9 protein-coding genes are annotated in these 12,912 nt (G+C 63.2%); 6 read left to right on the forward strand and 3 right to left on the reverse strand.

The window, feature by feature from the left end; translation table 11 throughout:
- The 6 genes from A6723_RS16005 to fabI form a co-directional block, all read left to right on the forward strand.
- A partial coding sequence (locus A6723_RS16005; protein ID WP_064979808.1) for an extracellular solute-binding protein occupies positions 1-1,495 on the forward strand: 1,495 nt, incomplete at its 5' end.
- Positions 1,492-3,357: an extracellular solute-binding protein gene (locus A6723_RS16010; protein ID WP_054907724.1), complete on the forward strand. Its 1,866-nt coding sequence runs from the start codon at positions 1,492-1,494 to the stop codon at positions 3,355-3,357. The genes A6723_RS16005 and A6723_RS16010, both read left to right, overlap by 4 nt.
- Positions 3,357-4,439, forward strand: a complete 1,083-nt coding sequence (locus A6723_RS16015) for a microcin C ABC transporter permease YejB (protein ID WP_024763285.1) — start codon at positions 3,357-3,359, stop codon at positions 4,437-4,439. The genes A6723_RS16010 and A6723_RS16015 overlap by 1 nt, the downstream gene beginning before the upstream one ends.
- 4 nt (positions 4,440-4,443) lie before the next feature.
- Complete coding sequence (locus tag A6723_RS16020) at positions 4,444-5,463, forward strand: ABC transporter permease (RefSeq protein WP_054907725.1); 1,020 nt, start codon at positions 4,444-4,446, stop codon at positions 5,461-5,463.
- Between the two features lies 1 nt (position 5,464).
- Positions 5,465-7,075, forward strand: a complete 1,611-nt coding sequence (locus A6723_RS16025; protein ID WP_054907726.1) for an ABC transporter ATP-binding protein — start codon at positions 5,465-5,467, stop codon at positions 7,073-7,075.
- A 23-nt stretch (positions 7,076-7,098) separates the two neighbouring features.
- A complete protein-coding gene (gene fabI, locus A6723_RS16030) occupies positions 7,099-7,896 on the forward strand; it encodes an enoyl-ACP reductase FabI (protein WP_054907727.1) in 798 nt (265 codons plus the stop codon).
- Between the two features lie 89 nt (positions 7,897-7,985).
- On the opposite strand, the gene A6723_RS16035 is transcribed toward fabI, so the two are convergent.
- The 3 genes from A6723_RS16035 to lon all read right to left on the reverse strand — a co-directional run bounded on the left by A6723_RS16035 (position 7,986) and on the right by lon (position 12,909).
- Positions 7,986-9,875 (reverse strand): SurA N-terminal domain-containing protein, encoded by a 1,890-nt coding sequence (locus A6723_RS16035; protein ID WP_054907728.1) that lies wholly within the window; start codon positions 9,873-9,875, stop codon positions 7,986-7,988.
- A 228-nt stretch (positions 9,876-10,103) separates the two neighbouring features.
- On the reverse strand, positions 10,104-10,376 hold the full coding sequence (gene hupB / locus A6723_RS16040) for a nucleoid-associated protein HU-beta (protein ID WP_003087931.1): 273 nt from the start codon (positions 10,374-10,376) through the stop codon (positions 10,104-10,106).
- Positions 10,377-10,512: 136 nt separating this feature from the next.
- Positions 10,513-12,909, reverse strand: coding sequence for an endopeptidase La (gene lon, locus A6723_RS16045; RefSeq protein WP_054907729.1), 2,397 nt, complete (start codon positions 12,907-12,909; stop codon positions 10,513-10,515).
- Positions 12,910-12,912: the final 3 nt, after the last annotated feature.

The following is a 12,912-nucleotide window of genomic DNA, read 5'->3' on the forward strand; positions in this document are numbered from 1 at the left end:
TGTGTTCAYCGCSCGCAGCGTGGAATACGCCGAGGACCGCAGCTGGGTGGTGTTCAACCTGCGCCCGGAAGCACGCTTCCACGACGGCAAGCCGATCACTGCCTATGACGTTGCGTTTTCCTACCGCACCCTGCTCAAACACGGCCACCCGATGTACCGCACCAACCTGCAGGAAGTGCAGCGGGTCGACATCCTTTCTGCTCGGAGCATCCGCTTCGTCTTCAAGCGCCACGACAACCCCTTGCTGATCCTGCGCCTGGGCGAAATGCCGGTGCTGCCGCAACACTACTGGAAAGGCCGCGATTTCCAGGCCACCACGTTCGATCCACCACTGGGCAGCGGGCCGTACCGGATCACCGAAGTAGTGCCGGGACGTCGCCTGGTGTTCGAGCGGGTCAAGGACTGGTGGGGCAAGGACCTGCCGGTGAACCGCGGCAAGTACAACTTCGACCGCGTCGAGGTGGACTTCTACCGCGACGCCGGCATCGCCTTCGAAGCCTTCAAGGCCGGCGAATTCGACATCTACATCGAGCACCAGGCGAAGAGTTGGCGCAGCAACTACCGCTTCCCGGCGGTTCGCCGGGGCGAGGTCGTCAAGGTGGAAATCCCCCACCAGATCCCCACCCAGACCCAGGCGCTGTTCCTCAACACCCGCCGGGCGACCTTCGCCGACCGCCGCCTGCGCGAGGCGCTGGGGATGATGTTCGACTTCGAGTGGACCAACCGCGCCCTGTTCAACGACGCCTACGCGCGCGCCAGCAGTTACTACCCCAACAGCACCTTCGCCGCCACCGGGGCGCCCCAGGGGAAGGAATGGCTGCTGCTGTCCCCGTATCGCCAGCAACTACCCGAAGCGTTGTTCAAGCGTCCCTTCACCGTACCGGTGACCAAGGGCGCCGGCATCCCGCGGGAAACCCTGCGCCACGCATTGGGTCTATTGGCCGAAGCCGGCTGGAAGCTCTCCGGCGACCGGCTGCTGGATGCCAACGGCAAACAGCTGCGTTTCGAAATCCTGCTGGTCAATCCCAGCCTGGAGCGGATACTCCAGCCCTATCGCGAGAACCTCGCCAGCATCGGTATCGATGCGAGCTTGCGCACCGTGGACCGCGCCCAGTACAAACAGCGTCTGGACCAGTTCGACTACGACATGATTCTGATGACCCTGCCACAGACCCTCAGCCCCGGCCTCGAACAATGGCAGTACTTCCATTCCAGCCAGGTGGCGGTCAAGGGCAGCAAGAACTATGCGGGCATCGCCAATCCCGTAGTGGACGCGATGCTCGAAAAACTGCTGGGCGCCACTGACCGCGACCAGCAGGAAGCCGCCGCTCGCGCCCTGGACAGGGTGCTGCTGTGGCAGCACTACAGCATTCCCAACTGGTACCTGAACAAACATCGACTGGCGTACCGCAACCGCTTCGCCTTCGTCACCACGCCGCCCTATACATTGGGCCTGCGCGCGTGGTGGCAAAAAGACCAGGAGAACACCCTATGAAAAGCCCCCGCCGCGCCGCGCTCTGCGCCGGCCTGTTGCTGGGACTGCTGGGCAGTGCGCAGGCCGCGCCGCAGCACGCCATCACCCTGTATGACGAGGCGCCGAAATACCCGGCGAACTTCAAGCATTTCGACTTCGTCAATGCCGATGCGCCCAAGGGCGGCACGTTGCGTCTCTCCGACTTCGGCGGCTTCGACAGCCTCAACCCCTTCATCGCCAAGGGCAACTCGGCGCCGCAGATCAACCTGATCTACGACACCCTCACCTTCCACTCCCTCGACGAGCCGTTTACCGAATACGGCCTGCTCGCCGAGAAGATCGAGAAGGATCCGGAGCACCGTTTCGTGCGCTACTACCTGCGCCCCGAGGCACGCTTCCAGGACGGCACGCCGGTCACCGCCGAGGACGTGGTGTTCACCTTCGAGACGCTGATGAAGGATGGCGACCCGATGTACCGCAACTACTACGCGGACGTCGACAAGGTGGTGGCCGAGGACAAGCTGCGCGTGCGCTTCGACTTCAAGCACGGCGACAACCGCGAACTGCCGCTGATCCTTGGCCAGCTATCGATCCTGCCCAAGCACTGGTGGGCCAACCGCGACTTCAACAAGACCAACATGGAACCGCCGCTGGGCAGCGGACCGTACCGCATCGCCAAGGTCGAGGCCGGCCGCTCGATCCGCTACGAGCGGGTCAAGGACTGGTGGGGCGACAAGCTGCCGGTGAACCGCGGCTTCAACAACTTCGACGCCGTGGTGGTGGAGTCCTACCGCGATCTGACCGTCGCCCTGGAGGCCTTCAAGGCCGGGCAATTCGACTTCAACGACGAGCGCATCGCGAAGAACTGGGCGACCGCCTATGATTCGCCCGCCGTGCGTGACGGCCGCATCGTCCGCGAGGAGCCGGTGAACGGTAATCCGTGGGGCATGCAGGCCTACGCCTTCAACATCCGCCGCCCGGTGTTCCAGGACCCGCGCGTGCGCGAAGCGATCACCAACCTGTTCGACTTCGAGTGGACCAACAAGCAGCTGTTCTTCGGCTCCTACCTGCGCGACGGCAGCTACTTCGAGAACTCCGAGATGGCCGCCAAGGAGTTGCCTGACGCGGAAGAGCTGAAAATCCTCGAACCGCTGCGCGACAAGCTGCCACCGCAGGTCTTCACCCAGGTCTACGTACCGCCCACCAGCGACGGCAGCGGCATCATCCGCGAGCAGAAGCGCAAGGCCTACCAACTGCTGCTGGAGGCCGGCTACAAGATCGAGAACGACAAGATGGTCGGTCCGGACGGCAAGCAGCTGAGCTTCGAGTTCATGCTCGCCCAGGCCGACTTCGAGCGTGTGCTGCTGCCCTTCAAGCGCAACCTCGCGGAGCTGGGCATCGACATGCAGCTGCGCCGGGTCGACGTCTCGCAGTACATCAACCGCCTGCGTTCGCGGGACTACGACATGATCGTCAGCAGCTGGCCGCAATCCAGCTCGCCGGGCAACGAGCAGCGCGAGTTCTGGCACTCCAGCAGCGCCGACAAGCCGGGCAGCCGCAACTTCATCGGGCTGCGCGATCCGGGCATCGACGCCCTGGTCGAAGGCCTGATCAACGCCGGCTCCCGCGAAAGCCTGGTGCGCCACGCGCGCGCCCTCGACCGCGCGCTGCTCTGGGGCCACTACGTGGTGCCCAACTGGTACCTGGGCAACTGGCGCATCGCCTACTGGAACCGCATCGCCCACCCGGAAAAGCTGCCGCCCTACAGCTATGCGCTGCAAACCTGGTGGCAGGCCCGCGAAAAAGCCGAGCCGACCAAGACCGTAGCCAAGGCTGCAGCCGAAGCGCCAGCTGACAGCGCCGTCGCCCAAGGGGCCAACTGATGCTGGCCTACATCCTGCGGCGCCTGCTGCTGATCATCCCCACCCTGTTCGGCATCCTGCTGATCAACTTCATCATCATCCAGGCCGCCCCCGGCGGCCCGGTGGAACAGATGATCGCCAAGCTGGAAGGCTTCGATGCCGCCAGCGGCGGCGCCACCGGGCGTATCTCCGGCGGCGGAGGCGAAGTGGCCGCGGCGGGTACGCACTATCGCGGGGCCCAGGGCCTGGACCCGGAGCTGGTGAAGGAAATCGAAAAGATGTACGGCTTCGACAAGCCGGCACCCGAACGCTTCTGGATCATGCTCAAGAACTACGTGCACCTGGACTTCGGCCAGAGTTTCTTCCGCGATGCCAAGGTCACCGACCTGATCGTCGAGAAGCTGCCCGTCTCCATCTCCCTGGGGCTTTGGAGCACGCTGATCATGTACCTGGTGTCGATCCCGCTGGGCATCGCCAAGGCGGTGCGCCACGGCAGCCATTTCGACGTCTGGACCAGCTCGGCGATCATCGTCGGCTACGCGATCCCCGCTTTCCTCTTCGCCATCCTGCTGGTGGTGCTGTTCGCCGGCGGAAGCTACTGGGACTGGTTCCCGTTACGAGGGCTGACCTCCAACAACTTCGACGAACTGACCTGGGCCGGCAAGGTCCGCGACTACTTCTGGCACCTGGCGTTGCCCATCACCGCCCTGGTGATCGGCAACTTCGCCACCATCACCCTGCTGACCAAGAACAGCTTCCTCGACGAGATCGGCAAGCAGTACGTGGTCACCGCCCGCGCCAAGGGCCTGACCGAACGCCGCGTGCTCTACGGCCATGTGTTCCGCAACGCCATGCTGCTGATCATCGCCGGCCTGCCCTCGGCCCTGCTGGGCATCTTCTTCACCGGCTCGCTGCTGATCGAGGTGATCTTCTCCCTCGACGGCCTGGGCCTGCTCAGCTTCGAGGCGGCGCTGAACCGCGACTACCCGGTGGTGTTCGGCACGCTGTTCATCTTCACCCTGTTCGGCCTGATCATGAAGCTGGTCAGCGACGTCCTCTACACGCTGGTCGATCCGCGCATCGACTTCGAGAACCGGGAGTAATCCGATGCGCCTTTCTCCCATCAATCTGCGCCGCTGGGCGCGCTTCAAGGCCAACAAGCGTGGCTGGTGGTCGCTCTGGCTGTTCCTCACGCTGTTCATCCTCAGCCTGGGCGCCGAGCTGATCGCCAACGACAAGCCCCTGGCGATCCACTACGACGGCCAGTGGTACTTCCCGGTGGTCAAGCGCTACCCGGAAACCGCCTTCGGCGGCGAGTTCCCCATGGAGGCCAACTACAAGAGCCCGTACATGCGCGAGCAGATCGCGCAGAAGGACGGCTGGATCCTCTGGCCGCCGATCGCCTACAGCTACGACACCATCAACTATGACCTGCGCGTGCCGGCTCCTTCGGCGCCCACCGCGGAGAACTGGCTGGGCACCGATGACCAAGCCCGCGACGTGATGGCACGGGTGATCTACGGCTTCCGCGTATCGGTGCTGTTCGCCCTGATCCTCACCGTGCTCAGCTCCATTGTCGGCGTCGTCGTGGGCGCGCTGCAGGGCTTCTATGGCGGCTGGATCGACCTGCTCGGCCAGCGCTTCCTGGAAATCTGGTCGGGCCTGCCGGTGCTCTACCTGCTGATCATCCTCGCCAGCTTCGTGCAGCCGAGCTTCTGGTGGCTGTTGGGAATCATGCTGCTGTTCTCCTGGATGAGCCTGGTGGACGTGGTGCGCGCCGAGTTCCTCCGTGGCCGCAACCTGGAGTACGTGCGCGCGGCGCGCGCCCTGGGCATGCGCAACGGGGCGATCATGTTCCGCCACATCCTGCCCAACGCGATGATCTCCACCCTGACCTTCATGCCCTTCATCCTCACCGGCGCGATCGGCACCCTGACCTCCCTGGACTTCCTCGGCTTCGGCCTGCCCGCCGGCGCGCCGTCGCTGGGCGAGCTGGTCGCCCAGGGCAAGTCCAACCTGCAGGCGCCCTGGCTGGGCATCACCGCTTTCGTGGTACTGGCCGTGATGCTGAGCCTGCTGGTATTCATCGGCGAAGCGGCCCGCGATGCCTTCGACCCGAGGAAGTGAGATGAACCAGAACGAGAACCTCATCGAAGTCCGCGACCTGTCCGTCGATTTCCTCTGCGGCGACGAGCAGGTGCGCGCGGTGGAACACATCAGCTTCGACATCCGCAAGGGTGAGACCCTGGCACTGGTGGGCGAAAGCGGCTCCGGCAAATCGGTGACCGCGCACTCGATCCTGCGCCTGCTGCCCTACCCCACTGCCAGCCATCCTTCGGGCAGCATCCATTACGCCGGCAAGGACCTGCTCAAGCTGCCCGAGCGCAAACTTCGGGGTATTCGCGGCAACCGCATCGCCATGGTGTTCCAGGAACCCATGACCTCGCTGAACCCGCTGCACAGCATCGAGAAGCAGATCGGTGAAGTATTGGCGCTGCACAAGGGCATGAACGGCGCCCAGGCACGCGCGCGCACGCTGGAGCTGCTGGAGCTGGTGGGCATCCCCAACCCGGCCAGCCGCCTCAAGGCCTATCCGCACGAACTCTCCGGCGGTCAGCGCCAGCGGGTGATGATCGCCATGGCCCTGGCCTGCGAGCCGGAACTGCTGATCGCCGACGAACCGACCACGGCGCTGGACGTCACCGTGCAGCTGAAGATCCTCGACCTGCTGCGTGAGTTGCAGGAGCGGCTGGGGATGGCCTTGCTGCTGATTACCCACGATCTCAACCTGGTGCGGCGCATCGCCCACCGCGTCTGCGTGATGCAGCGCGGCTGCATTGTCGAGCAAGCGGATTGCGAAGCCCTCTTCGAGGCCCCCCAGCACCCCTACACGCGCGAATTGCTCGGAGCCGAGCCCAGTGGTACCCCCGCACAGAACGAGCCAGGAGCGCCCTTGCTGGAGGTCGACGACCTGCGCGTGTGGTTCCCGATCAAGAAAGGCGTGTTCCGCAAGACCGTCGATCACGTCAAGGCCGTGGACGGCATCGACTTCAGCCTGCCGCGTGGCCAGACCCTGGGCATCGTCGGCGAGAGCGGCTCAGGCAAGTCGACCCTCGGCCTGGCCATTCTGCGCCTGATCAACAGCCAGGGCGGCATCCGCTTCGAGGGACAGGCCATCGAAGGCATGAACCAGGCGGAAGTCAGGCCCCTGCGGCGCGAGATGCAGGTAGTCTTCCAGGATCCGTTCGGCAGCCTCAGCCCGCGCATGTCGGTGGGCCAGATCGTCGGCGAAGGCCTGGAGATCCATGGCATGGGCACAGCCGAGGAACGCGAGCAGGCGATCATCGATGCGCTCAGGGAGGTCGGGCTCGACCCGGACACCCGACACCGCTACCCCCACGAGTTCTCCGGAGGCCAGCGGCAGCGCATCGCCATTGCCCGAGCGCTGGTGCTCAAGCCAGCGCTGATCCTGCTGGACGAACCGACCTCGGCACTGGACCGCACCGTGCAGCGCCAGGTTGTCGAGCTGCTGCGCGGCCTGCAGACCAAGTACAACCTGACCTACCTGTTCATCAGCCACGACCTGGCGGTGGTGAAAGCCCTCAGCCACCAGTTGATGGTGATCCGCCATGGCAAGGTGGTCGAACAGGGCATGGCCGAGGATGTCTTCGCCGCGCCGCAGCATGCGTACACACAGCAACTGCTGGAAGCAGCGTTCATGGTCCCGGCACCGACCTGACCTCACATGATCAAGGAGTGAATATGGGATTTCTCGCAGGCAAGCGCGTACTGATCGTCGGAGTCGCCAGCAAACTGTCCATCGCCTCCGGTATCGCTGCGGCGATGCACCGGGAAGGCGCCGAACTCGCCTTTACCTACCAGAACGACAAGCTCAAGGGCCGCGTGGAAGAGTTCGCTGCTGGCTGGGGCTCCAGCGCGGAGCTGTGCTTCCCCTGTGACGTCGCCAACGACGCGGACATCGCAGCCGTGTTCGCCGAGCTGGGGAAGCAGTGGGATGGCCTGGACTGTATTGTCCACTCGGTGGGCTTCGCACCGGGCGACCAACTCGACGGCGACTTCACCGAGGTCACCACCCGCGAAGGCTTCCGGATCGCCCACGACATCAGCGCCTATAGCTTCATCGCCCTGGCCAAGGCCGGCCGCGAGCTGATGCAGGGCCGCAACGGCAGCCTGCTCACCCTCTCCTACCTGGGCGCCGAGCGCACGATGCCCAACTACAACGTCATGGGCATGGCCAAGGCCAGCCTGGAAGCCGGCGTGCGCTACCTGGCCGGCAGCCTCGGCCCGGAGGGTACTCGGGTCAACGCCATCTCCGCAGGCCCCATTCGCACGCTCGCCGCCTCGGGCATCAAGAGCTTCCGCAAGATGCTCGCCGCCAACGAACGCCAGACACCGCTGCGGCGCAATGTGACCATCGAGGAAGTCGGCAACGCCGGTGCATTTCTCTGCTCGGACCTGGCCAGTGGCATCAGTGGCGAAATCCTCTATGTCGATGGCGGTTTCAACACCACGGCGATGGGTCCGCTCAGCGACGACTGAGGCTTTGCGACAGGCAAAGAAAAAGGCCGCGAATGCGGCCTTTTTTCTTTATCGGATAAAACGAGGGCCGCTTGCGCGGCCCCGGTCTCTTACTTCTTGGCTTCGTCGAATTTCTCGACTTTCGCCTGATCCTGCAGGTAACGGCGGAAGGCGGAGAAATCATCCTGGCCGCTACGCGAGGCGAGGAAGCGCTGGTACATCGCCTTCTCTTCCTCGGTCGGCTTGGCCTCCGGCTCGCTCACACCGCTGAGCTTGACCAGCACGAAGTCACCGTTCTGCAGCGCGACACCGCCCAGGCTGGGCTTGTCGGCACCTTCCGGACGCGCCATGCGGAACACGCTCTGCAGCACGACCGGATCGACACCTTCCTGACCACGGGCAGCCGCTTCCACGACCTTCCACTGCTGGCCTTCCTGGGCCTGGGTCAGCGGGATCTTGCCATCGCGCAGGCCAGCCAGCAGAGCTTCACCGCGGGACTTGGCATCGACTGCTGCGTGCTCGACCTGCAGGCGCTTGAGGATATCGGCACTGACCTGCTCCAGGGTTTCCTGCTCAGGCTTGTGGTGTGCCTTCACGCGCAGCACGACCACGGTGTCCGGATCCAGTTCGATGGCGCCGCTGTTGGCACCCTCCTCCAGCACTTCGGGGCTGAAAGCGGACTGAATGACCTGGCGATTGGCCGTAACACCTTCGCCGCCTTCCTTGCCGAACGGCTTGCTGGTCTGCACCTTCAGGCCCATGTCCTGAGCCGGCTGGCCCAGATCGGAAGCCTCGTAGGCGGAGCTTTCCAGCTGCTTGGTGGCATCGACGAAACGCTGCTCGACCAGTTGGGTCTTGGCTTCGTGCTCCAGCTTGGCTTTCAGGCTGTCGAAAGTCGGAACTTCCGGCGCTTCGACGCCCAGCAGCTTGATCAGGTGCCAGCCGTAGGAGGTTTTCACCGGAGCAGAGACTTCGCCCTTCTTCAGCGCGTACAGCGACTCTTCGAAGGCCGGGTCATACACGCCACGACCAGCGAAACCGAGGTCACCACCGTTGGCGGCAGAGCCGGTGTCGTTGGACAGCTCCTTGGCCAGCTTGGCGAAGTCCTCGCCCTTGTCCAGGCGCGCCTTGATCTCGTCGATCTTGGCCTTGGCCTGTTGGTCATTCTGCTTGTCGTTCACCTCGATCAGGATGTGCGCGGCGTCGCGCTGCTCGGCCAGGCCGGCGATTTCCTTCTGATAGAGGGCATCGAGGTCTTCCTTCTTCACCTCGACCTGGTCGAAGAAGGCGGACTTCTTCAGCTCGACATAGTCGATGGTGACCTGTTCGGGAGTCATGAACTCGGTGCTGTGGGCGTCGTAGTACGCCTTGATCTCGCTGTCCTCGACCTTGCTCTTGGCCGGGTCGGCCTTGAGAGTCAGGGTGGCGAAGTCACGGGTCTGCTTCTCCAGGCGAGCGAAGGCGTTCAATTCGTCATCGGTGACGAAGCCGGTACCGGCGATGCCAGCGCGCAGTTGGCCGATCAGCATTTCCTCGCCGAACATGCGGCGGAACTGCATGCGGTCATAGCCCATCTGGCGAATGACCTGATCGAAGCGGTCGGCGTTGAACTTGCCGTCTACCTGGAACTCGGGAGTCGACAGGATCAGTTGGTCCAGCGCCTGCTGGGAAAGCGCGAACTTGTCGTTCTGGGCGGCCTGCAGGACCAGCTTGCGCTCGATGAGCGACTTCAGCGCGGAATCCTTGAGCAGCTTGTCGTCGAGCATGGACGAATCGAAGTCCTTGCCCAGGCGCTGCATCAGCTGGCGACGCTGCATGTCCGCAGCCTGCTGCAGTTCCGGCAGACTGATGTCCTCACCGTTGACCTGAGCAGCGACGTTCTCGTGGTGGGTTGCGCGAATGATCTGATCGAACCCGGTCAAAGCCATGAGGACAACGATCACGCCCAGGATGGTCTTGGTGATCCAGCCTTGGGAATTGTCCCTGATGTTTTGCAGCATGCGGCCCCCGACGCGGCCACGGCCCACCGTCAATGGCGGCGCGGCGTGGAAAAAAAAGCGGATATAAGAAAGGCGCATCCGAGGATGCGCCTTCTCGTAACTGGTGGAGCTTGCGGGCGTTGAGCCCGTGACCCCTGATGATTCCAACCGACCTACGCCAGCCGGGTCATCGCTCCGTGACCGGCCCAACCGAAGTTGAACCGGTCCAGGTCAAGTCCAAAAAGACGCTTAGTTGACAGCGTCCTTGAGGGCTTTACCGGCCTTGAAGCCCGGGATCTTAGCAGCAGCGATCTTGATCGGCTTGCCGGTTTGCGGGTTGCGACCGGTGCGAGCAGCACGCTCTTTGACAGCGAAGGTGCCGAAGCCGACCAGTACGACGGAGTCACCAGCCTTCAGGGCGCCAGTTACGGACTCGATCACCGCGTCCAGAGCGCGACCGGCAACAGCTTTCGGGATATCAGCAGATGCGGCGATAGCATCGATCAGTTCCGACTTGTTCACTCTAAGTCCCCTTATTTCTGTTGAGTATGTTTCTATGTGTTAGGTGTAAGCAAAAGCAGGTGCTGGTTTGCCAACTGACAAAGCAAGTGCCGCTTTATAACAAGGGCTCAAAAACAGTGTCAAGAAAGCCCCCCAACTAATGCGTGCTGATTCGCTCCTTGGAATCAGACTCGCGCTTCTCATCCTTTGCAACCATCTCGGGAGCCGCATCGGGCAAGGGCTCCGGGGCGTATTGCAGCGCAATTTGCAGGACCTCGTCAATCCATTTAACCGGTTTAATAACGAGATCGGCCTTAATATTATCCGGAATTTCCCTAAGGTCTCGCACGTTTTCCTCGGGAATGATCACAGTCTTGATTCCACCCCGGTGCGCAGCCAGAAGTTTTTCCTTCAGGCCACCAATGGCCAGCACCTGACCCCGCAGGGTGATTTCGCCGGTCATGGCAACGTCGGCCCGAACGGGAATCTGGGTGATCGCCGAGACCAGCGCCGTGCACATGCCGATGCCCGCGCTAGGGCCGTCCTTGGGCGTCGCGCCCTCCGGCACGTGGATGTGGATATCGTGCTTCTCGTGGAAGTCCGAGGCGATGCCCAGGCTCTTCGAACGGCTACGAACCACAGTCAACGCAGCGGTGATGGACTCCGCCATGACATCGCCCAGCGAGCCGGTCTTGGTCAGTGCGCCCTTGCCGGGGACCATGGCCGATTCGATGGTCAGCAATTCGCCGCCCACCTGCGTCCACGCAAGGCCGGTCACCTGGCCGATCTGGTCCTGCTGCTCGGCCAGGCCGTAGCGGAACTTGCGCACGCCCAGGTAGTTCTCCAGCGAATCCGGAGTCACCACTGCATCGATGCGCTTGGCCTTGCCACCATCCTTGACCGCCTTGCGGCAGACCTTGGCAATCTGGCGCTCCAGGCTCCGCACACCGGCTTCGCGGGTGTAATAGCGGATGATGTCACGGGTAGCCGCTTCCTCGAAGACCAACTCGCCCTTCTTGAGACCATTGGCCGCAGTCTGTTTCGGTACAAGATATTTCGAGGCGATGTTGATCTTCTCGTCCTCGGTGTAACCCGGCAGGCGGATGACCTCCATGCGGTCCAGCAGCGGCGCCGGAATATTCATGGAGTTCGCCGTGCAGAGGAACATCACGTCGGAAAGGTCGTAGTCGACTTCGAGGTAGTGGTCGTTGAAATTGTGGTTCTGCTCCGGATCGAGCACTTCCAGCAGCGCAGACGCGGGGTCGCCACGCATGTCGCTGCCCATCTTGTCGATCTCGTCCAGCAGGAACAGCGGGTTGCGCACGCCGACCTTGGTCATTTTCTGGATCAGACGACCGGGCATGGAGCCGATGTAGGTACGGCGGTGACCGCGAATCTCAGCCTCGTCACGCACGCCCCCCAGGGCCATGCGCACGAACTTGCGGTTGGTCGCACGGGCGATGGACTCGGCCAGCGAAGTCTTGCCGACGCCGGGTGGGCCGACCAGGCAGAGTACCGGGCCTTTCAGCTTCTTCACGCGCTTCTGCACGGCGAGGTACTCAAGGATGCGCTCCTTGACCTCCTCCAGGCCGTAGTGGTCCGCATCGAGGATATCCTCGGCCTTGTCCAGGTCGTGGCGTACCTTGCTCTCTGCCTTCCACGGCACATTCACCAGCCAGTCGATGTAGGAACGCACCACAGTCGCTTCGGCGGACATCGGCGACATCTGCTTGAGCTTGTTCAGCTCGGCAGTGGCCTTGGCCAAGGCTTCCTTGGTCAGACCAGCGGCATCGATGCGCTTCTTCAGCTCCTCGACTTCGTTGTGGCCCTCGTCGATGTCACCCAGTTCTTTCTGGATGGCCTTCATCTGCTCGTTGAGGTAGTACTCGCGCTGGCTACGCTCCATCTGCTTCTTCACGCGGCCGCGGATGCGCTTCTCGACCTGCAGCAGGTCGATTTCGGCGTCCAGCATGGCCAGCACGTGCTCGACGCGGGCGGACAGCTCGGTGATCTCGAGGATTTCCTGCTTCTGCTCGATCTTCAGCGCCATGTGCGCGGCCATGGTGTCCACCAGGCGACCGGGCTCGTCGATGCTGTTGAGCGAGGACAGGACCTCGGCGGGCACTTTCTTGCCCAGTTGCACGTATTGTTCGAACTGGCTGAGCAGGCTGCGGGTGAAGACTTCCGACTCGCGCTCGCCGACGGAAACCTCGTCAATGATCGAAACTTCGGCGCGGCAGTAGGCCTCCTCATCGATGAAGCGCTCTACCTGGCCGCGCTGCTCGCCTTCGACCAGCACCTTGACGGTGCCATCGGGCAGCTTCAGCAGTTGCAGGACGGTGGCCACGGTGCCCATGCGGTACAGGCCGTCTGCACCCGGATCATCGTCAGCCGGGTTTTTCTGCGCCAGCAACAGGATCTGTTTGTCGCCGGTCATGGCGGCCTCGAGGGCCTCGATGGATTTCTCACGTCCCACGAACAGCGGGATGACCATGTGCGGATACACCACTACGTCACGCAGGGGCAGCAGGGGCAACTCGACGAGTGTTTTCATGAT

Source organism: Pseudomonas sp. AU11447, assembly GCF_001672555.2.
Classification (GTDB): domain Bacteria; phylum Pseudomonadota; class Gammaproteobacteria; order Pseudomonadales; family Pseudomonadaceae; genus Pseudomonas; species Pseudomonas nitroreducens.